Raw genomic sequence first — 20,762 nt, forward strand, 5'->3', positions numbered from 1 at the left:
ACATCGCCGGATTCCAGCGGTTCGCGAAGGGCCTCGAGGGTGTTGCGGCTCCACTCCGGGAGCTCGTCGAGGAACAGCACGCCGTGGTGCGCCAGCGAGAGCTCCCCCGGTCGCGGAATCCCGCCGCCCCCGACCAGCGCGACCGCGCTGGCACCGTGCATCGGAGCGCGGAACGGTCGTGCCGTGGGCCACCCGCCGGCCTCCCGCAGGGGCGCGGCGAGACTGCGGATCACGGCCAGCTCCAGTGCCTCCGCGGCGGTGAGCGGAGGCATCAGCCCGGGCAGGCAGCGCGCGAGCAGTGTCTTGCCGCAGCCCGGCGGGCCGGTGAACCGCAGGCCGTGCATGCCGGCGGCAGCGACCTCGAGAGCGCGCTTGCCGAGGGTCTGGCCAATCACATCGGCGAGGTCCGCGCCTTCGGCGCCGCGTGTCGTGGCGTCCGTGGCGTCCTCCGCCACCGGCGAAAGCACGGGTGCCAGCAACCGTTCGCCGCGCAGGTGGGCCACCACCTGCGCCAGCGTGCGGGCGCCGAATACCTTCGCCTGGCGCGCATACGCCGCGTCGGCGGCGTTCTCCTCGGGCAGGATCAGCGCGCGCCCCGCCTCACCGGCGGCGATGGCGGCCGGCAGCGCGCCACTGATGCCACGCAGGGCGCCGGACAGCGACAGTTCGCCAAGCAGTTCGACCTCGCGCAGGGCCTCCAGCGGGATCTGTCCCGCGGCGGCGAGCAGGCCCACCGCCATCGGCAGGTCGAAGCGCGCGCCGTCCTTCGGCAGCTCCGCGGGCGCCACGTTGATCGTGACCCGTTTGCTCGGCAGCTCGAACTGGCTGGCCTGCAGGGCGGCGCGGATGCGCTCGCGCGACTCGCGGGCGACCGTGCCGGCGAGCCCCGCGATGGTCACCTGCGGCAGGCCGCCGGCCATGAAGACTTCCACGCGCACTTCGGGCGCGCGCACGCCGCAGCGTGCACGGGTGTGCACCAGCGCCAACGCCATGGCGGCAGCTCAGTTGCGGGTGTCGGGTGACGCGGGACGCGAGGCGGCGTCCAAGGCCTCGAGCTGGCGTTCCAGCGCTTCGAGCTTCTCGCGGGTGCGGCGAAGCACGGCCTTCTGCACTTCGAATTCCTCGCGGGTGACGAGGTCGAGCTTGCCGAGGCCGGCCTGCAGCGCGGCGCGGAAATTCTTCTCGAGATCGGCGCGCGCGCCCTCGAGGCCGGGCGGCACGAGGTCGTTGAGGCGGCGGGCGAGGTCGTCGATGGCCTTGAGGTCGATCATGGTGGCGCTCCGTGGGCGGTCGACGACAGCGTGGCGGCGGTACGGCCGCGAAAGTGTCAGGAGACGTCGCGGCGAGGGGTGGGCCGATGCCGGCAGGCCGGGGTCCCGAGCGAGGGCCAGTATCAAAGCACAGCCCCCGTGACGTAGACAATCGATCCGTTTCTGGTCGCATCGACGGTGGGGATCACTTCACCTGGGGAGACAACGATGCGAATGCGAGTTCGAGGCGAGGGCGCGCTTCGACGCGCCGCGAAAGGGACGTCGGCGTGGGCGGTCGGCCTGGCCGGTCTGACGGCGGCGGGTGCGGCGAGTGCCCAGGAGGCCACGATCTCGGCGGGTGACACCGCCTGGATGCTGGTGGCGACGGCGCTGGTGTTGCTCATGACCCTGCCGGGCCTGGCGCTGTTCTACGCCGGCATGGTGCGGGCCAAGAACGTACTGTCCGTGCTGATGCAGTGCTTTGCGATTGCTGGATTGATCACGGTGCTTTGGGTGGTTTACGGCTATTCGCTGGCCTTCGACACCACGGGGATGGTGGAAGGCGAGATCAACCTGGCCAGCTTCATCGGTGGCACGTCGAAGCTGTTCCTCGAGGGCGTCACCCGCGATTCGCTGGTGCTGGCCATCCCGGAAAGCCTGTTCGTGGCCTTCCAGATGACCTTCGCCATCATCACGCCGGCGCTGATCGTCGGCGCCTTCGCCGAACGCATGCGCTTCGCCGCGCTGCTGGTGTTCTCGGCGCTGTGGTTCACCTTCGCCTACCTGCCGATCGCGCACATGACTTGGGCCGGCGTGGGTGGCCTGTTCTGGGATTGGGGCGTCCTCGACTTCGCGGGCGGCACGGTGGTGCACATCAATGCAGGCGTCGCTGGCCTCGTCGCGGCGATCATGCTGGGCAAGCGCAAGGGCTGGCCGACCACGGCGATGGCCCCGCACCACTTGGGCTACACGCTGATCGGTGCCGGCCTGCTCTGGGTGGGCTGGTTCGGCTTCAACGCCGGTAGCGCGGTCGCGGCCAACGGTGGCGCGGCAATGGCCCTGCTGGTCACGCAGATCGCGGCGGCCACGGCGGCGCTGGGCTGGATCGCGGCGGAGTGGATCACCCACGGCAAGCCCTCGGTGCTGGGCATCGCTTCCGGCGCAGTCGCTGGCCTCGTCGCCATCACGCCGGCCGCTGGCACCGCTGGTCCGATGGGTGCGCTGGCCATCGGTGCGATCTCGGGCGTGGTCTGCTTCTTCGCAGCCACCAAGCTGAAGCGGATCTTCGGCTACGACGATTCGCTCGATGTGTTCGGTGTGCACGGCGTGGGCGGCATCATCGGCGCCCTGCTGACCGGCGTGTTCGCGTCGGCCGCCCTCGGCGGTGCCGGCCTGCCCGGCGACCGCACGATCGGCGAGCAGGTGTTCTGGCAGGCCGCGGCCGTCGGTATCACCGTGGTGTGGTCGGCGGTGGTCACTGTGATCACGCTGAAGATCGCCGGCCTGTTCGGCGGGCTGCGCGCCACGCCGGAAGAAGAGCAGGAAGGCCTCGACCTCGCCCTGCACGGCGAGAACGGCTACAACCTCTGATCGCGGCCATGGCGCGGGGAATGCCCCGCGCCTTAGGCTTCGCACTGAACTGACGAAAGGACATCCCGATGAAAATGGTCACGGCCATCATCAAGCCCTTCAAGCTCGACGACGTGCGCGAAGCGCTGTCCGAGGTGGGGGTCACCGGCATCACCGCCACCGAGGTCAAGGGCTTTGGGCGGCAGAAAGGCCACACCGAGCTGTACCGCGGCGCCGAGTACGTCGTCGACTTCCTGCCGAAGATCAAGCTGGAAGTGGCGGTCACCAACGACCAGGTCGACCGCGTCGTCGAAGCCATTGCCGGCGCTGCGAACAGCGGCAAGATCGGCGACGGCAAGATCTTCGTCTACGACCTCGAGCGGGTGATGCGCATCCGCACCGGCGAGCTGGACGGCGACGCGCTCTAAGTCGACGGCAAGGCATAACGGAGAAGGGCGCCTCACGGCGCCCTTTCTCTTTGCATCGCCAGCGTTGGCCGGATTACTTCGCCAGCGCTTTTTCGACGAAGGGCGGCAGGGCCAGCGCGGCCTGGTGGATGGCGGCGCTGTAGTACAGCGTCTCGAACGGGCGCGCGGCGGCGTCCTTCATGCGGAACTGGGTGAGATCGCGCGATTCCTTCGACGCGATCAGGCAGCTCCAGTAGCCCGTGGGGTAGCAGGGCTGCGGGAAGGGCAGCACGCGGAAGTCCTGGAAGCCGGCGTCGCGCATCGCGGCGCGCATGTCGAGGATCAGGTGCATCAGCGCCAGCGGACTCTCGCTCTGCTGCACGAGCAGGCCGCCCGGCTTCAGCGCGCGCAGGCAGTCTTCGTAGAAGGCGCGGTTGAACAGGCCTTCCGCCGGGCCGACCGGGTCGGTGGAGTCGACGATCACGACGTCGATGCTCTCCGGCGCGGCGTTCTTCATGTAGGCGATGCCGTCATCGAACATCACCGTCGCGCGCGGGTCGTCGTTGCTCTCGCACAGCTCCGGGAAGTACTTGCGGGCCATCACCGTGACCTGCTCGTCGATATCGCACTGCACGGCCGTCTTGACGCCCGGGTGCTTGAGCACTTCGCGCAGCGTGCCGCAGTCGCCGCCACCGATGATGACGACGTTCTCCGGATTCGCATGCGTGAACAGCGGCGCGTGCGCCATCATCTCGTGATAGAAGAAATTGTCGCGCGTGGTGACCATCATCGCGCCGTCGATCAGCATGACCTTGCCCCAGTCGGTGCTGTCGTAGATCTCGATCTTCTGGAACGGCGACTGCACCTCGTCCAGCTTCGCCGTCACGCGCAGGCCGAAGGCCGAGCCGGTGTGGTCGAAGGTCTCGTGGAGCCAAGTCGAGGAAGAGGACGTCATCAGGGTTCTCCGAAGGTTCGTAGTCGAAGCCGGTGGGTGGGGAGCGAGCTCTGCTCTCGGTGGGGCGCGTTCCCCGCTCTGGATGCGCGGCGCGAGTGCTGCTCGCCGCCGCCGCGCGGGCCCGCCCGCCCGGGGGCGCGCAGTCTACCCCCGTTTCTCCGGCGCGGCCCCGGCCATCGTCCCCCTGTTCACCCCCCGGTCGTACACTACGCGCCCTTTGTTTCCACCTGGCCCCCAGCCCATGACCGCCTGGACGCTCGACCGCGCCCGCCACACCTATTCCGTGCCGTACTGGTCGGACGGGTATTTCGACATCGACGGTCGCGGCCGCTTGGTGGCGCGCCCCAATGGCGACGAAGGCCCGGCGATCGCGCTCTCCGACGTGGTGGAGCGGGCGCGCGGCATGGGTCACAAGCTGCCCCTGCTGGTTCGCTTCTCCGACGTGCTCGGCCATCGCCTCGGCAAGCTGCAGCAGGCGTTCGCGCAGGCCATGCGCGAGCTCGACTACCGCGGCGGCTATACGGCGGTGTACCCGATCAAAGTGAACCAGCACGCCGGCGTGGCCGGTGAGTTGGCGCGGGTGGGTGCGGCGGTCGGCGAAGCGCCCTACACCGCGGACTTCGGCCTCGAGGCCGGCAGCAAGCCGGAGCTGATGGCCGTGCTGGCGCTGGCGCAGCCGGGCAGCGTCGTGGTGTGCAATGGCTACAAGGACCGGGAGTTCATCCGCCTCGCCCTGATGAGCCGCAAGCTCGGCCTCGACACCATCCTCGTCATCGAGAAGCCCTCGGAAGTCGGGCTGATCATCGAGGAGTCGCGCGAACTCGGCATCACGCCGGTGGTGGGCATCCGCCTGCGCCTGGCGTCGCTCGGCGCCGGCAAGTGGCAGAACAGCGGCGGCGACAAGGCCAAGTTCGGCCTCTCGCCGCGCCAGGTGCTGGACGCCGTCGACAAGCTGCAGGCCGCGGGCCTCGGCGAGAGCGTCGCGATGCTGCATTTCCACATGGGCTCGCAGATCAGCAACGTGCGCGACATCGCCAGCGGCATGCGCGAGGCGGTGAACTACTTCGTCGAACTGTCGAAGCGCGGCTGCCCGATCCGCCTGATGGATTCCGGCGGCGGCCTCGGCGTCGACTACGAAGGCACGCGCTCGCGGTCTTTCTGCTCGATCAACTACGGCCTCGACCAGTACGCCTACACCCTGCTGCAGCCGCTGGCCGAAGCCTGCGCCGAGCACGGCTTGCCGCAGCCGCGCCTCATCACCGAGGCAGGCCGCGCGATGACCGCGCACCACGCGGTGATGGTGGTCAACGTCTCGGAAGTCGAGCGTGCGCCGGAAGGCCGCGTCGGCCCTTCGCAGCCCGGCGAGCCTTCGGTGATCCGCCACCTGCGCGAAGTGCAGGCGGAGCTCGACGTGCGCCCGCCGGTCGAACTCTTCCACGAAGCGCAGCACCACCTTGCGGAAGGCCAGACCCTGTTCGCGCTGGGCCAGCTCGGCGTCGAGCAGCGCGCCCAGCTGGATGATCTCTTCTACGCCATCGCCCACGCGGTGCGGCAGCGCCTGTCGGCCGAGGAGAAGAGCCACCGCCCGGTGCTCGACGAGCTCAACGAGCGTCTGGTCGACAAGTACTTCGTCAACTTCTCGGTGTTTGAATCCATCCCGGATGTCTGGGCCATCGACCAGGTGTTCCCCATCGTGCCGGTCGAGCGCCTCGACGAGGAGCCGACGCGTCGTGGCGTGATCGCCGACCTCACCTGCGATTCCGACGGCCGCATCGACACCTACGTGGAAAGCGAAGCGCTCGACGCCTCCTTGCCGCTGCATGCGCTCAAGCCGGGCGAGTCCTATCTGCTCGCCATCGCGATGGTCGGCGCCTACCAGGAGACGCTCGGCGACATCCACAACCTGTTTGGCGACACCGACACCGTGGCGGTGCACCTCGACGGCACCGGCGGCTACCGGCTCGACACGCAGCGCCGCGGCGACACCACCGACGTGATGCTCGACTACGTGGGTTACCGGCTTGCCGACCTGCGTGACCGTTACCGGAGCAACGTGGCGTCCGCTGGCTTGCCCGAGGCCACCGCCGCCGAGTTCCTCGCCGCACTCGAGGCCGGGCTGACCGGCTACACCTATCTGTCCGAAGAGCCGCTGGAGTAATCGTTCCGCGGCTTCTTCGTGCGACTCGCCGCAGTGTCGGCGAAGTCCGGCTCGCGGAAGGGCAGCAGCAACTTCTGCAGCAGGGTCGGTTCGCGCGGTCCGATGCCGGTTTGCGTGACGTCGCCACTCGAGTAGGTGCCGAACAGCCGGTCCCAGAGGATCGCGTTGCAGGCGAAATTCGTGTTGCTGACTTCGAAAACGGCGGAGTGATGCCGGCGGTGCTGGTTGGCGGAAGTGACCAGCCAGTTCAGGCCGGGGGTTTCCATCCGGACGTTCGCGTGCGCCGCGGCGGTGTTCACGACGATCAGGACGCTGGCGCCCCCTACCGCTTCCGCCCCGGCGCCGAACATCGTGGCCACCAGCACCATCGGCAGGGTGAGCAGCACGATCTCGAAGGGGTGGTTGGTTCCGACGTTCAAGGCATGCAGGTTCTGGAAGGCGTGGTGGAAGCCGTGCCCGCTGGCCTTCCATAGCCAGCCCCACCGGTGGATCGCGCGATGGATCCAGTAGTAGATGAAGTCGCTGGCGAAGAACAGCAGCAGCACCTGGGCCAGGACCGGCAGCGAATCGGGCCAACCGAGGCCCAACGCCTCGCGTGTCGCCGCCAAGGGCGCCACGAGGAGGGACTCATGCACCCCGGTGAGCACGCCGAACAGCACGAAGCTCATCAGGTATAGGCCAACGAGTTGCAGGCGCTGGCCCGGCCGCAGGCGCCAGTCCGGCATCGCCGGCACGAGGTGTTCCAGCAGCGTCAGCAGGACGAAGGCGACGACCAAGGCGACCAGCACCGCATCGGCGCTGCGCCCCATGCCCCACCAGACCAATCCCGCGCCGACCAGCAGTACGGGGTGGCCGAGTCTTTCGATCCAATGTCGTGCACGAAGCCGCCAGGAATGGGTGTTCACGGGGCGCATTCCGTCCGGCCACAAGGTCCTGAGCGTCCTCATTACGCGGTGTTCGCGCGATGCGCAACGCCCATCGGTCCCGGCGGCCGGTCGCTGTGGGACACTTCGCCCACAAGCGGCGAGAAGCGTAGGAGCGGACATGCGGACGGGATTCATCGGCCTCGGGGCCATGGGGCATTCGATGGCCGGCCACCTCGCCGACCGCGGCTTGCTGGCCGTGGCCGGTAACCGCACGCTCGCGAAGGCGCAGGCCTTCGCCACCGACCGCGCCGACGTTGCGGCGGCTGCCGGTTTCGCGGACTACGCCGGCTGCGACGTGGTGGCGCTTTGCGTTTCCGCCGACGCTGATGTGCTGGAGAACGTCGACGGCCTCGCCGCGGTGCTCTCCCCGGGGGCCATCGTCATCGACCACAGCACGGTCGCGGTCGAGACCGCTCGCGAAGCGGCGAAGCGCTTGGCCGCTCGCGGCATCCAATTCCTCGATGCGCCGGTGTCGGGTGGCGTCGAGGGCGCGAAGAACGGCCGGCTGTCGATCATGGTCGGTGGCGACGAGGCCACCCTCGAACGCGCCCGTCCGGCGCTCGAGGCCTATGGGGCGCGCATCGCCCTGATGGGGGCGACCGGCGCGGGGCAGGCGACCAAGGCCGTGAACCAGATCCTGGTCGCCGGCATCAACGAGGCGGTCTGCGAAGGCTTGGCCTTCGCCGAGAAGCTGGGCCTCGATCCGGAGCGCCTGCTCCCGACCCTGATGGCCGGTGCCGCCAGCAACTGGTTTCTCGACAAGCGTGGTGCGACGATGCTCCGCGACGAGTTCAAGCCCGGTTTCAAGTGCGCGCACATGGCCAAAGACCTTCGTATCGTGCAATCGATGGCAGACGCGGCCGGCATCCGCCATCCGGTGATCGATCGGGCGTTGGCGGACTACAGCGAGCTCGAGCGCCGCGGTGACGGCGAGCTCGATACCTCGGCCCTGATCCAACTCAAGCGCTGATCCCACGCATGGCGCCGCCTCGCCCCCGCCGATCGCTCTTGCCGCGATGGGCGGTGGTGGCGGTGCTCGTACTCGCGCTTCTGCCGCTCACGCCCGCGGCGGCTGCCGCTTCTGGCGAACGCGATCGGCTCGAGGCCTCCGTGGAGGGCGTCTCGGGGCAAGCCCGCATCGCTCCCCTGGTGGAGCTCGTGGTGGCCTCGCGGCAGGAGGCACCGGAGCGCGCCCTGTCGGCGGGCGAGGAGGCGCTGGCCCTGCTTGCGCAATGGCCGGACCCGGCCTCCGAAGTGCGCGTGCTCAACGAGATGGGCTGGGCGCAGATGGTGCTCGGCCATTACGACGAGGCCACGGCCGTGGCCGGTCGCGGGCGTGCGCTGGCCGAACGCGAAGGTGATTCACCCGGACTCGCACGTGCCCTGAACAACCTCGGCGTGATCGCGCGGAGCCGGGGTGAACCGGGGCAGGCGATCGTGCTCTTCGAGCAGGCGCTCACCATCGAGCGCTCGTTGGCGCGCCCCCGCGAAATCGCCGGGGTATTGAACAACCTCGGCGTGGCGCATGGCTTCGATCTCGCCGATTACGACACCGCCCTGCGCTACACGCACGAAGCCCTGCGTCTGCGCGAATCGCTGGGCGAAGCGCAGGACATCGCGTTGTCCGAGAACAATCTCGGCGTGCTGTATGCCCGGCTCGGCGACCGCGAGCGGGCCCTCGAGCATTACCAGCTCGCGCTGGCGGTTCGTCGGGAGCTCGGCGTACCGACGCGCATCGCGGGAACCCTGCATAACCTCGGAGACCTCGCGCTCGGTGCGGAGGATGTCGCCACCGCCCGTGCCCACCATGAAGAGGCCCTCGCCCTGCGGCGGCAGGCGGGTGACCGGCCCGGGGAGCTGATCTCCCTGATCGCCCTGGCCCAGGTCGGGCTCGAAGACGATCGGTTGGCCGATGCGGCGCGGCACCTGCGCGACGCCGAGGCCATCGCCGAAGCGCTCGACCAGCCCCGGGAGCGGATGCTGGTGGGGCTTGCCCAAGGGCGCCTCGCCTTCCGGCAGGGCGATTGGGCGACGGCTGAGGCCCGGATCCTCGGCGCCCTCGCGCAGGCCGAGCAGGGCGAAGCTCTCGAGGTGCAGCGCCAAGCCACGCTGCAGCTCTCCGAAGTGCAAGCGGCGGCCGGACGCCATCGCGAGGCACTTGAATCGTTCCGTCGTCACAAGGCACTCAGCGATCGCATCTTCGACGAGGAGCGCACGCGCCGCCTCGATGCGCTCGACCGCCGTTACGAGGCCGAGCGGCGCGAACTGGAGCTCGAAACCTTGCGCCGCGAGCAGGCCGAGCAGGGCCTGCAGCTGAGCGAGGAGCGGACGACGCGCCACTTGCTCGCGGCCGCTTTGGTCGCCCTCGCTTTGGTCTTCGGCGGCTTCCTGCTGCGTCGTCGCGAACTACAGGCGATCAATCGGCGGCTCGCGGACCTGACGCGAACCGACCAGCTCACCGGTCTCGGCAATCGCCGGCTGCTCGAAGACACGCTCCAGGCCGATCTGCCGCTCAGTCTGCGGCGGCGCGCCGATGGGCAGCGCGCGGCCGACAGCGATCTCGTGGCCCTGCTCATCGATATCGACCACTTCAAGACCGTCAACGACCAACGCGGGCATGCCGTGGGCGACCGGGTGCTGGCGCGGTTCGCCGCCGTGCTGAAGGCCACCTGCCGGAGTTCCGATGTGCTGGTGCGGTGGGGTGGCGAGGAGTTCCTCGTCGTCCAGCGTTTCGTCGACCGGGCGCAGGCGCCGGTGCTGGCGGCGCGTCTCGCCGCCGCCGTGCGGTCCGAGCGCTTCGCCATCGACGGTGAGGCCCCGCTCGCGCTCACCTGTTCGATCGGCTTCGCGGCCTTTCCGATCCTTCCGGAAGCCACCGCCGGGGACTGGGACGCCACCCTCGCGCTGGCGGACGAAGCCTTGTACCTCGCAAAGGCTCGGCGCGATGCCTGGGTGGGCGTCGTGCGGCGGCTCGACGACGATCCCGCCATCGAGGGCCAGGACGTGCGGTCGCTGCTGAGGGCCGGGGCCTTCGAACTGGTGCGGTCCTTCGATCGCGAGGGCGGCGGAGCCCCGTAGGCCCGAGCCGCCGACGGGGGGCTCAGCGCGCCGGAGTCGCCGTGACGCCGGCTTCCGCCAATGCCTTCTGCGCAGCGTCGCGCGTGGCGACGTCGGCATAGGGGCCGAGACGGACGCGATGCAGGGTGCGGCCATTGGCCTGCACGGTTTCGATGCGTGCCATTTGCCCGACCAGCGCGAGCCGGGCGCGCAGCGCTTCGGCATCGCCGGCATTGCCGAAGGCGCCGGCCTGCAGCTGAAGGCCGCTTTGCGTCGCAGGCGCCGCTGACGGCGTCGTCGTTCCAGCGCCCGCCGCGGGTGTCGTCGTCGGAGCCGTCGATGCCGGCGCCGTGCTGCCCGGCGCGGCCGCCTCGGCGGTCTCGCCCGGCAGTTCCACTTCCTTCTCCGGCAGCACGGTGTAGAAGTCGAACGTCGGCTTCGGCGCTTCCGTCGCCTCTTCCGGCTCCTGCGCCACCGGCTCGGCATCGCGGCGCGGCGCCGGGGCTTCGGCCTGCGGGTTCGGCTGCGGCAGGATCGCGTCGAGCTTCTGGCGGTCGCCGAACATCAGGTAGGCCGCGGCGAGGCCGAGGCCCAGTGCGAGGCCGGTGACGAGGATCAGGCCGGTCTTCAGGCCGCCGCCGCGCTTCGCCTGCGATTTGCCGCCGCGCTTCGCCGCCATCACATGCTCTCCGGGGCCGAGACGCCCAGCAGGCCGAGGCCGTTCGCCAGCACCTGGCGCGTCGCCGCGGCGAGGCCGAGGCGCGCATGGCGCAGCTCCTCGTCGGCGATCAGGATCGGCTGGGCGTTGTAGAAGGCGTGGAAGCAGGCGGCGAGCTCACGCAGGTAGTTCGCGATGATCTGCGGGCCGCGATGCTGCGCGGCGGCCTGCACGACCTCGGGGAAGCGCATCAGCTCAGTGATCAGCGCGTTCTCCTGCGGCTCGACCAGCCTCGCGCGTGCGGCTTCGGCCGCGGTGCGGTTCCACGAGTAGCCCTTCTCCACCGCCTGGCGGAAGATCGAGGCGATGCGCGCGTGCGCGTACTGGATGTAATAGACCGGGTTCTCGTTCGACTCGCTCTTGGCGAGGTCGAGGTCGAAGTCGAGGTGCTGGTCGTTGCCGCGCATGACGTAGAAGAAGCGCGCCGCGTCGGTCCCCACTTCCTCGCGCAGTTCGCGCAGGGTCACGAAGCTGCCGGCGCGGGTCGACATCTGCACGCGCTCGCCGCCGCGGAACAGGATGGCGAACTGCACCAGCTCGATGTCGATCTTCGCCGGGTCGAGGCCGAGGCCCTGCGCCGCGGCCTTCAGGCGGGCGATGTAGCCGTGGTGGTCGGCGCCGAAGATATAGATGGCGCGCTCGAAGCCGCGCTCGAACTTGCTGAGCAGGTAGCCGAGATCGGAAGCGAAGTAGGTGGTGACGCCGTTCTCGCGCTTGACCACGCGGTCCTTGTCGTCGCCGAAGCTGGTGGCGCGGAACCACAGCGCCCCTTCCTGCTCGTACAGGTGGCCGTTGGCCTGCAGCGTGTCGATGGCGCGCTGCACGTAGCCGTCGGTCATCAGCGAGCGCTCGCTGAAGAAGTTGTCATGGACGACGCCGAAGCCCTTGAGGTCGTCCTTGATGTCCGCCAGGCACCACGACAGACCGGCGTCGAACACCTTGCGGTAGTCGGCCTCGCCCAGCAGCGCTTTGGCGCGGGCGATCAGGCCGTCGACGTGGGCTTCCTTGTCGCCGCCCTGCGATTCGTCCGCTGGCAGGCTGTCCATCACTTCGGTGGCGCCGCGCTTGAACGCATCACCGACCTTGCCGCGCAGCTTGCGCGCGATCTCGATGACGTAGTCGCCCTTGTAGCCGTTGTCGGGGAAGCGCAGGGCCACGCCCGCCAGCTCGTGGTAACGCACCCACACCGAGACGGCGAGGATGTCCATCTGGCGGCCGGCGTCGTTGACGTAGTACTCGCGCTGCACCGTGTGTCCGGCGGCCTCGAGCAGGGTCGCGACGGTGGCGCCATAGGCGGCGCCGCGGCCGTGGCCGACGTGCAGCGGGCCGTTCGGGTTGGCCGAGACGAACTCGACGGTGACCGACTCCAGCGAGCCCGGCTCGCCGCGGCCGTAGGCCTCGCCCTGGTCTAGCACGCGGCGGATCGTCGCCAGGCGGCAGCCCTGCGAGATGTGGAAGTTCAGGAACCCCGGGCCGGCGATGTCGACCTTGGCCACGTGCTGCGACTTCGGCAGCGCATCGACGAGCGCCTGTGCGGCGTCGCGCGGCTTCATGCCGGCCGGCTTGGCCAGCATCAGCGCGAGGTTGGTCGCGTAGTCGCCGTGCTCGGGCGTCTTGGTCCGGTCGATGACGACTTCGGGCAGGGCGAGATCCGCCGGCAGGCGGCCGTGGCGACGCAGGTCGAGCAGGGCCTGGGCAAGCAGTTCGCGGAGGTGTTCTTTCACGGCGGTATCCGGGGTGCCCGGCAGGGCCGGGCCGAAATCGAGGCGCGGCTCGGGCCCCTGGGGGCCCGCCCGCAGGCGATCGCGAAGTTTACCGGAAGGCCGGCGGGGCGGCCGAACTGCAACCTGACCGTCAAGAAAGCCTCGCCGGGCTGTCATCGACGGAGCCGAGCATGGCGGCGCTCGACGGCAACCGCCCGTCGCCGGTCCCGTTCCCGACTTCTGGAGTTCTGTCATGTCCGCCACGACCCGCCTCACCCGACTCGCGCTGGCCAGCGCCATCGCGCTCGCCGCTACCCAGGCCCACGCCTCGGTGCGTCTGTCCGAAGCCTTCGACGGCGCCTGGTTCGACCCGGCCGCCTCCGGCCGCGGCGTCCTGATCGATTTCATCCCGAACGCGCAGCGCGCGGGCGGCACCCTGTTCGCCGCAGACTTCGTCTACGACAATGCCGGCAACCCGTTCTGGATCACGGCCCAGCAGAACTGGTCGGAGTTCCAGTTCACGTCGACGACCGTGCCCGTCCTTCGTTCGGCGGCGGGCACCTGGCCGGCCCCGGGCACCGCGGCCACCACGCAGATCGGCACCGCGACCTTCACGATCAACAGCTGTAACTCGATCACCGTCAGCTACACGATGGATGCGGGCTCGGGTTTCGCCAACCGCACGCAGACGCTGCAGCGTCTCGCCGGCGCCGATCCGGCCACCTGCGCCTACCAGCAGACCTTCACCGCCTGCCCGGCGTTCGCCACCGCGGCCCCGGCCTTCGGCGCGCGCGCCTGCCAGCTCCCGGCCACGATCACCGGCGACCAGACCCTCACCAACAACATCACCTGGGTGATGAACGGCAAGGTCCAGGTCGGCACCGACACCGGGCAGGGCGGTACGGCCGCTACGCTCCGCATCCAGCCGGGCACCCTGCTGGTCTCGACCGGCGCGAGCGCGAACTCCTTCGACCACCTTGCCGTCAACCGCGGCTCGAAGATCTTCGCCGAAGGGTCGCGCGAGTTCCCGATCGTCATGACCACGGGTAACGAACTGCCGGGCGCTCCCGGCGCCCCGGCGCCGGGCCAGTTGGGTGGCCTCGTGATCTCCGGCAACGCCCCGTCGAACTGCAACCCGAACTGTGTGGCCGAGTGGGACACCACCAACCGCTACGGTGGCACCGACGCCAAGGACAACAGCGGCGTCGTGCGCTACATGCAGGTCCGCTATGCGGGCTACATCTTCACCACGAACCGCGAGCTGAACTCGTTCACCTTCAACGGCGTGGGCTCGGGCACCACGCTCGAGTACCTGCAGGCCTTCCGCGGTCAGGACGACGGTTTCGAGTGGTTCGGCGGCACGGTCAACCTCCGTCACGCCCTGGTGACCTGCGCGGGCGACGATGGCTTCGACTGGGACGAGGGCTTCACCGGCAAGCTGCAGTTCGGTGTCGTCGACCAGCGCGGCTGCGCTGGCGAAGATCACGCGTTCGAGCTGTCGAACAGCCCGACCAATGCCGACTCCACGCCGCGCGCCCGCGGCACGGTCGCCAACATCACGGTCCGCGCCGGCACCGGCAACAACCGCGACGGCCTCCAGCTCAACAGCGGCACCGGCGGCAACTTCTACAACATGCTGGTGGAGGGCTTTAAGCGCGCTTGCGTCGCCATCGAAGGCGCGCCGACGGCTACGGCGGCAGGTGCCGCAGGGGCCCTTACGGGCGTGCTGACCGCCAACAATGTGAAGCTTGCAGGCTGCGCAGCGAGCTATCGCGACGGCTCCGGCGTGACCGCTGGTTACACCCAGGCGTGGTTCACCGGGCAGTCCGGTAACGAGGTTCTCGGTGCGTCGGTGCTGGCAGCGGGTAGCTTCCTCCCCAACGGCAACGCGCCGGCCGGCGTGTTCCCGCCCGTCAACGCCACCGCCCCGGGCCTGAATGACTGGTTCGTGGCCACTGACTATGTCGGCGCCTTCCGCAGCAACGCCGACGCCGACAACTGGACGCTCGGCTGGGCCCGTCCGTTCAACCCGTAATCCCCGTCTCCCCGCGGCAAGAAGAAGGGCCGGCTCGTCAGAGCCGGCCCTTCGGTTTTTCCGGCCCCGTGCTTCGGCAGGGCGCCGCCGAGGGGCGCTTCCCGCCGGGGCTTCAGTGCGCTTCGGCGGCGATCTCGCGGAAGGCGTTGATCACGGCATGCCCCGAGCTCGGCGACGACCCGGCGGGGAAGCGTTCGCGCAGCCGGCGCCCAGTCTCGCGCACGCGGGCCGCGTTCGCGTCGCGCTGGGCGCCGAAGGTGGCACGGCCCTCGCGCGAGGCGAAGCGCTGCAGGGCGAAGACATAGCGTTCCTGCCCTTCGGTGAGGAAGCCGAGGCAGCCCGCGGCGGATTCCGCAGTGTCCAGCGCGCGGCCCGCGCGGTACTGGATCTCGGTGGCGAGGGCGACCGCGGATTGCGCGAAATCGATGTAGGGCGACGCCACGTTGCTGGTGTCGATGTCCGCCGCCATGCGCGCCAGGTGTTCGGCCTCCGCTGCGATCGGATCGTCGCGCCAACCCGGTTGCGAGCCGTCCAGCCATCCGGCAAGCCGATGCGCGAACGCACCCTGCGATTGCACGTTCTCATCGTTACCGGCGGCGAAGGTGCTGCCGACGATGGCGAAGCGCAGCATCATCCGGAGCGTGGTCTCGGAGAGGCCGGCGGCATCGAGAAGGCGCTCGGTTTCGGCCAGGCTGGCCGCTTCGTTGGCGCCGATCGGCTCGTCGTCATGGCGTCGCGCCTCGCGCTGGCGCAGGTCGTGGCAGGCGCAGAACAACGCCAGCGCTTCGCGTCCGATGGTGGTCAGGCCAGCCTGCGCGAGCAGGGCCGGCAGCTTGTCTTCCAGGAGCTCGAGCAAGTGGTCCTGGTTGTGGTACGCGTGGCCGTCCTGGCCCAGCGGGCCATAGCGCATCGCCATCCGTACCACGGCGACGCTGGCAACGTGGATGACCGCGGCATTGCCGATACCGGCTTGCTCGCAGGCCCGGGCAACGCGGTGGGCGTAAGTGGTGGCAAGCGGATCCAGCGACGGGCTGGCGAGGGCGCCGATCGGCACGGCCTGCTCGACGGCATCGGCCGGGTACACCAGACGGTAGTCGATCGGCATGGGCGAGCCCGGGGAGCGGTTCGGCCGGAGTATACGGGCGCTTCGGCCGTAAGCCGCTAGACCCAGCCGCGCTCGGCCATCGAGACGGCCGGCCCGTCGCCGACAACGAAATGGTCGAGCAGCCGCACCTCCACGAGGGCCAGCGCCTGCTTGAGCGCCGCGGTGAGCTGGCGGTCCGCCGCGCTCGGCTCGGCCACGCCGCTGGGATGGTTGTGCCCGAGCACGACGGCCGCGGCGTTCAAGCCCATGGCGCGCTGCACCACCACGCGGGGGTGCACCGCGGCCGAATCGATGGAGCCTTCGAACAGCACCTCGTGGGCGATTACGCGATGGCGGTTGTCGAGGAACAGCACGCCGAAGCGTTCGCGCGGCGACGCGCGCAGCCAGCGGCTGAAGTATTCGCCCGCCTGCCGCGGTGAGGCCAGGGCGTCGCCGCGGGCGAGCTCGCCCTGCAACTGGCGTCGCCCCAAGGCCAGCGCCGCCGAGATCAGTGCGGCTCGTGCCGGCCCGATGCCCGGCAGCAGTCGCAGCTCGGACGGCGAGCGGTCGAGTAGGGCGCGCAGCCCGCCGCAGCGGTTGATGAGGCCCTGGGCATGGGCGACGGCATTGCTGCCGCGTGGCCCGGTGCCAAGGAAAAGGGCCAGCAGCTCGGCGTCGGCCAGGGCATCCGGCCCTTGGGTGTGCAGGCGTTCACGGGGGCGGTTGGCGGCGGGCCAGTCGTGCAGGGTCATGGCGCCAGCGTGCCGTTCGCGGGGCGGGCCGGCCGTCCGAACCCGCGGTGCGCTGGGGTAAGCTTCCGACTCATTCTCGATGGAGCGCGGCGTGGCGGCATTGCACGGGGAACGGATCCTGCTCGGCGTCAGCGGAGGCATCGCCGCCTACAAGTCGGCGGATCTCGTGCGTCGCCTGCGCGAGGCCGGCGCGGAGGTCCGCGTGGTCATGACCGAAGGCGCGGCGCACTTCATTACCGCCACCACGCTGCAGGCCCTCTCCGGGCATCCCGTGCGTGATTCGCTTTGGGACGAATCGGCCGAAGCGGCCATGGGCCATATCGAGCTGGCGCGCTGGGCCACGCGGGTGCTGGTGGCTCCCGCCACCGCCGATTTCCTTGCGCGTCTCGCGCAGGGGCGGGCGGACGACCTTCTCAGCACCTTGTGCCTCGCCACCGAAGCACCGATCGCTGTTGCGCCGGCGATGAATCGCGTGATGTGGGCGAATGCCGCCACGCAAGCCAATGTGGCCACGCTCCGCCAACGCGGTGTCGCCGTGTTTGGCCCCGGCGCTGGCGAGCAGGCCTGTGGGGAGACCGGCGAAGGCCGGATGCGCGAGCCCACCGAGCTCGTCGCGGATCTCGCTGAGGCGCTCGCCGAGGCCAGGACGCCGAAGCGCCTCGCCGGACGGCGCGTGCTGGTCAGCGCCGGCCCCACCTTCGAGGACATCGACCCGGTGCGCTTCGTCGGCAACCGGAGCAGCGGCCGGATGGGCTTCGCCGTCGCCGAAGCGGCGGCGCGTGCCGGGGCCGAGGTCACGCTGGTGGCCGGTCCGGTGAAGCTCGCCACGCCAGCCGGCGTGCGCCGCATCGACGTGCGCAGCGCCGCCGAGATGCACGCCGTCGTCCTGTCCGCACTGCCCGGCCAGGACGCCTACGTGGGTGCCGCCGCCGTCGCCGACTACCGCCCGGCCGAAGTCGCCGGGCAAAAGATCAAGAAAGGCGCCGGCCCGATGACCCTCGTGCTCGAACGCACCGCCGACGTCCTCGCCGACGTCGCGGTACACGCGCGGCGCCCGCGCTGCGTCTTGGGCTTCGCGGCGGAGACCCACGACGTCGAGACCTACGCGCGCGGCAAGCTCGCGGCCAAGAAGCTCGACGCCATTGCCGCCAACCAGGTCGGCGTGCCGGGCTGCGGTTTCGACGCGGACGAGAACGCGCTCACGCTCTTTTGGAACGGCGGCGAGAAGACCTACGCCACCGCGCGCAAGTCCGATATCGCCCGCGGCCTCGTCGAGTGGATCGCCGACTGGCTGGGCCGCGCATGAGTGCCCTGTCGCCCGCCATCGACCTGAAGATCCTCGACGCCCGGCTCGGCGCCGAGTTCCCCCTGCCGGACTACGCGACCGCGCAGTCCGCCGGAATGGACCTGCGCGCCATGCTCGAGGTGCCACTCACCCTTGCCCCGGGCGACACCGCCCTGGTGCCCAGCGGGCTCGCCTTCCATATCGGCGATGCTGGGCTCTGCGCCGTGGTGCTGCCGCGCTCGGGCCTCGGTCACAAGCACGGGCTGGTGCTCGGCAACCTCACCGGCCTGATCGACGCCGACTACCAGGGGCCGCTGATGATCAGCCTGTGGAACCGCGGCACTGCTCCTGTCACCGTCCAGCCCGGCGACCGCGTCGCCCAGCTGGTGTTCCTCCCCGTCGCCCGCGCCCGCTGGAACGTCGTGGCCGCCTTCGACGCCTCCGAGCGCGGTGAAGGTGGTTTCGGCCACACTGGCACCCGCTGACCCCCGGACCCCTGCATGCAGAACGCCGAAACGCCCCGTCCGAAGATCCGCATCCTCAACATCCTGCTGGCGGTGTTCGCCATCGTGGCGGGCGCCCTGCTGGCTTGGGGCGGGTGGACCCTGCACTCGGCCTCGGCCCTGTCCGTCACGGCCCAGGAGGCGCGGACAGCCGCGGTCGCCGAACTGCGTGCCCTGCTCGACGCCGAGCGTGCCAGCCTCGAAGCACAGCGCAAGCTCCCGCGGGTTCGCGACGCCGTGCTGGGCAACAACATCGACGGCGCGCGTTCCGCATTGGCCGGCACCTGGGTGGGCATCGAAGCCGTCGAGATCCATCCGGCCGACATCACCCCGCTGTGGGGTAACGCCGAGCGCTTCGGCTACGGCAAGCTCGGGCTGCTGGTCACGGCGCTCGACCGCGACGGCGTGCAGATGGCTGTCGTGCAGGATGCCGGGCGTCCGTGGCTGGCGCTCGCCGCCCCGATTCCCGACGAGAACGGGCTGGTTGGTGTCGCTTACGTGCGCCGCCCGCTGGACCTGCTGCAGCCGCTCATCGACCGCGCCGCGCCTTCCGGGGCTTACGCGGCCCTGCGTCAGGGCGGACGCTCGCTGATCGAATCCGGCAACGCCGCGCTTTCGGAAGAGGCCGAGCGCGGCGCCGTTGCGCTGGCGGACAGCCGGCTGCGGGTCGTCGGTACGTCGCCGTACGCCGACCCCGGAAGGTTCAGTATGGGCGGTCTCGTCGAACTCGTGGCGGGCAGCGTCGTTGTGGTGTTCGGTCTGGCGCTCGTGCTCGTTCCGCGCGAGAAGGCGGCGGCGCTCGCGAGGCGCCTCACGGAGCGCAAGGCCAAGGGGGGCGTGGAAGCGGAGCCGACCCTCGCCGAGCTGCAGGCCGACGGCAAGCTCGAAACTGCCCGGCCGTCCCCGGCGAAGCCCGTCGCGGTCACGCCCAGCGCCCCGGAGTTCACCGTCGAGCGCAGCATCTTCCGCGCCTACGACATCCGCGGCGTGGTCGGCCAGACGCTCAGCGCCGACGTCGCCCGTCTCATCGGTCGTGCCGTCGGCGCGCTCATGAAGGAGAAGGGGCTGCGTGGCATCGCGATCGGTCGCGACGGACGGATCTCCTCGCCGGAGATGTCGCGCGCGCTCATCGACGGTTTGCGAATGTCGGGTATCGACGTCACCGACGTCGGCATGGTGCCGACGCCGGTCGCGTACTTCGCCGCGCACCATCTGCGCCTCGGCAGCGCCATCGCCGTCACCGGCAGCCACAACCCGCCCGACTACAACGGCTTCAAGATCGTCGTCGACGGTGAAACGCTGTCCGGCGGTGCGATCAGCGACCTTTACGTGCGCATCGCGGAAGGGCGCATGCCAGTCGCCGAGCGTCGCGGTGAACTCGATACCGTCGATATCGGCCAGGACTACATCGACCGCGTCGCGGGCGACATCCAGATCGAGCGCCGCCTGCGCGTGGTGGTCGACGCCGGCAGCGGCGTGGCCGGCGACCTCGGCCCGCGCCTGCTCGAAGCCATCGGTGCCGATGTCGAGACGCTCTACTGCGACATCGACGGCACCTTCCCGTTCCACCACCCGGACCCCAGCGACCCGCACAACCTCGAGGACCTCGTGCAGGCGGTGCAGCGCGCCGGGGCCGACATCGGCCTCGCCTTCGACGGCGACGGCGACCGCCTCGGCGTGGTGACCCGCGACGGGGAGATGATCTATCCCGATCGTTTGCTGATGCTGTTCGCGGCTGACGTGCTGGAGCGCAACCCGGGTGCCTGCATCATCTACGACGTGAAGTGCTCGGGGCACCTCGCCGGCTATGTGCTGCGGCATGGCGGCAGCCCGCTGATGTGGAAGACCGGTCATTCGCTGATCAAGGCGAAGATGAAGGAGACGGAGGCGGAGCTCGCTGGCGAGATGAGCGGCCACTTCTTCTTCAAGGAGCGCTGGTACGGGTTCGACGACGGCCTCTATGCGGCCGCGCGCCTGCTCGAGATCCTCGCCACCCGCGCGGAGGAGCCGGAAGAAGTCTTCGCCGAGTTGCCGAAGGCCACCAGCACGCCCGAGCTCAAGATCGAGATGCAGGAGGGCGAGCCCCATGCCTTCATCGAGGCCTTCGTGGCCGGAGCCCGTTTCGAAGGGGCCCGCGTCTCCACGATCGACGGCCTCCGCGCCGATTGGCCGGATGGCTGGGGACTGGTTCGAGCTTCGAACACGACGCCCATCCTCGTCTTGCGCTTCGAGGCGGACAACGAGGAGGCGCTGGCCCGGGTGCAGGAAGGTTTCCGCGCCGCGATTCTCGCGATCCGGAGCGATCTGACCCTGCCGTTCTGATCCCAGCCCGTCGCGCCGCCGTCCGTACGCGGACCCGG

At 69.9% G+C, this 20,762-nt stretch carries 17 protein-coding genes; 9 read left to right on the forward strand and 8 right to left on the reverse strand.

Features of this window, described 5'->3' with window-relative positions; translation table 11 throughout:
• Both ACIQ6S_RS12745 and ACIQ6S_RS12750 read right to left on the reverse strand, forming a co-directional pair.
• A partial coding sequence (locus ACIQ6S_RS12745) for a YifB family Mg chelatase-like AAA ATPase (protein ID WP_397608692.1) occupies positions 1-992 on the reverse strand: 992 nt, incomplete at its 3' end.
• 9 nt (positions 993-1,001) lie between these two features.
• Positions 1,002-1,271 carry an accessory factor UbiK family protein gene (locus ACIQ6S_RS12750; protein WP_297867623.1) on the reverse strand — a complete coding sequence of 90 codons (270 nt, stop codon included), beginning with the start codon at positions 1,269-1,271 and terminating at the stop codon, positions 1,002-1,004.
• Positions 1,272-1,484: 213 nt separating this feature from the next.
• On the opposite strand from ACIQ6S_RS12750, the gene ACIQ6S_RS12755 reads away from it, so the two are divergent.
• Positions 1,485-2,840, forward strand: coding sequence for an ammonium transporter (locus tag ACIQ6S_RS12755; RefSeq protein ID WP_397608710.1), 1,356 nt, complete (start codon positions 1,485-1,487; stop codon positions 2,838-2,840).
• A gap of 68 nt (positions 2,841-2,908) precedes the next feature.
• Positions 2,909-3,247, forward strand: coding sequence for a P-II family nitrogen regulator (locus ACIQ6S_RS12760; RefSeq protein WP_297867625.1), 339 nt, complete (start codon positions 2,909-2,911; stop codon positions 3,245-3,247).
• Positions 3,248-3,320: 73 nt separating this feature from the next.
• Here the strand turns inward: ACIQ6S_RS12760 and speE are convergent, their stop codons facing one another.
• On the reverse strand, positions 3,321-4,181 hold the full coding sequence (gene speE, locus ACIQ6S_RS12765) for a polyamine aminopropyltransferase (protein WP_397608693.1): 861 nt from the start codon (positions 4,179-4,181) through the stop codon (positions 3,321-3,323).
• A gap of 241 nt (positions 4,182-4,422) precedes the next feature.
• On the opposite strand from speE, the gene speA reads away from it, so the two are divergent.
• Entirely contained in the window at positions 4,423-6,339 is a 1,917-nt protein-coding gene (speA, locus tag ACIQ6S_RS12770; protein ID WP_397608694.1) for an arginine decarboxylase, read from the forward strand.
• Here the strand turns inward: speA and ACIQ6S_RS12775 are convergent.
• Positions 6,312-7,244, reverse strand: coding sequence for a sterol desaturase family protein (locus ACIQ6S_RS12775; RefSeq protein WP_397608695.1), 933 nt, complete (start codon positions 7,242-7,244; stop codon positions 6,312-6,314). The two genes, speA and ACIQ6S_RS12775, sit on opposite strands and share 28 nt — an antisense overlap.
• 139 nt (positions 7,245-7,383) lie before the next feature.
• Here ACIQ6S_RS12775 and ACIQ6S_RS12780 point away from each other — a divergent pair, with 139 nt between their 5' ends.
• Both ACIQ6S_RS12780 and ACIQ6S_RS12785 read left to right on the forward strand, forming a co-directional pair.
• Positions 7,384-8,235, forward strand: coding sequence for an NAD(P)-dependent oxidoreductase (locus ACIQ6S_RS12780; RefSeq protein ID WP_397573592.1), 852 nt, complete (start codon positions 7,384-7,386; stop codon positions 8,233-8,235).
• A gap of 38 nt (positions 8,236-8,273) precedes the next feature.
• Positions 8,274-10,343, forward strand: coding sequence for a diguanylate cyclase (locus ACIQ6S_RS12785; protein WP_397608696.1), 2,070 nt, complete (start codon positions 8,274-8,276; stop codon positions 10,341-10,343).
• 22 nt (positions 10,344-10,365) lie between these two features.
• Here ACIQ6S_RS12785 and ACIQ6S_RS12790 read toward each other — a convergent pair whose 3' ends face one another.
• Both ACIQ6S_RS12790 and argS read right to left on the reverse strand, forming a co-directional pair.
• Positions 10,366-11,001, reverse strand: coding sequence for an SPOR domain-containing protein (locus tag ACIQ6S_RS12790; protein WP_397608697.1), 636 nt, complete (start codon positions 10,999-11,001; stop codon positions 10,366-10,368).
• Positions 11,001-12,764 (reverse strand): arginine--tRNA ligase, encoded by a 1,764-nt coding sequence (argS, locus tag ACIQ6S_RS12795; protein ID WP_397608698.1) that lies wholly within the window; start codon positions 12,762-12,764, stop codon positions 11,001-11,003. Before argS ends, ACIQ6S_RS12790 begins: the two co-directional genes overlap by 1 nt.
• Before the next feature lie 232 nt (positions 12,765-12,996).
• Here argS and ACIQ6S_RS12800 point away from each other — a divergent pair, with 232 nt between their 5' ends.
• A complete protein-coding gene (locus ACIQ6S_RS12800) occupies positions 12,997-14,778 on the forward strand; it encodes a hypothetical protein (RefSeq protein WP_397608699.1) in 1,782 nt (593 codons plus the stop codon).
• 112 nt (positions 14,779-14,890) lie between these two features.
• Here the strand turns inward: ACIQ6S_RS12800 and ACIQ6S_RS12805 are convergent, their stop codons facing one another.
• Both ACIQ6S_RS12805 and radC read right to left on the reverse strand, forming a co-directional pair.
• Entirely contained in the window at positions 14,891-15,883 is a 993-nt protein-coding gene (locus ACIQ6S_RS12805; protein ID WP_397608700.1) for a hypothetical protein, read from the reverse strand.
• Positions 15,884-15,939: 56 nt separating this feature from the next.
• Positions 15,940-16,614: a DNA repair protein RadC gene (gene radC, locus ACIQ6S_RS12810; RefSeq protein WP_397608701.1), complete on the reverse strand. Its 675-nt coding sequence runs from the start codon at positions 16,612-16,614 to the stop codon at positions 15,940-15,942.
• A gap of 91 nt (positions 16,615-16,705) precedes the next feature.
• Here radC and coaBC point away from each other — a divergent pair, with 91 nt between their 5' ends.
• The 3 genes from coaBC to ACIQ6S_RS12825 are packed head-to-tail and all read left to right on the forward strand — an operon-like array spanning position 16,706 to position 20,724.
• Positions 16,706-17,920, forward strand: coding sequence for a bifunctional phosphopantothenoylcysteine decarboxylase/phosphopantothenate--cysteine ligase CoaBC (gene coaBC / locus ACIQ6S_RS12815; protein WP_397608702.1), 1,215 nt, complete (start codon positions 16,706-16,708; stop codon positions 17,918-17,920).
• Complete coding sequence (gene dut / locus ACIQ6S_RS12820) at positions 17,917-18,384, forward strand: dUTP diphosphatase (RefSeq protein ID WP_397608703.1); 468 nt, start codon at positions 17,917-17,919, stop codon at positions 18,382-18,384. The genes coaBC and dut overlap by 4 nt, the downstream gene beginning before the upstream one ends.
• 15 nt (positions 18,385-18,399) lie before the next feature.
• On the forward strand, positions 18,400-20,724 hold the full coding sequence (locus ACIQ6S_RS12825) for a phosphomannomutase/phosphoglucomutase (RefSeq protein ID WP_397608704.1): 2,325 nt from the start codon (positions 18,400-18,402) through the stop codon (positions 20,722-20,724).
• Positions 20,725-20,762: the final 38 nt, after the last annotated feature.

This window comes from Silanimonas sp., from assembly GCF_044377035.1.
Classification (GTDB): Bacteria; Pseudomonadota; Gammaproteobacteria; order Xanthomonadales; family Xanthomonadaceae; genus Silanimonas.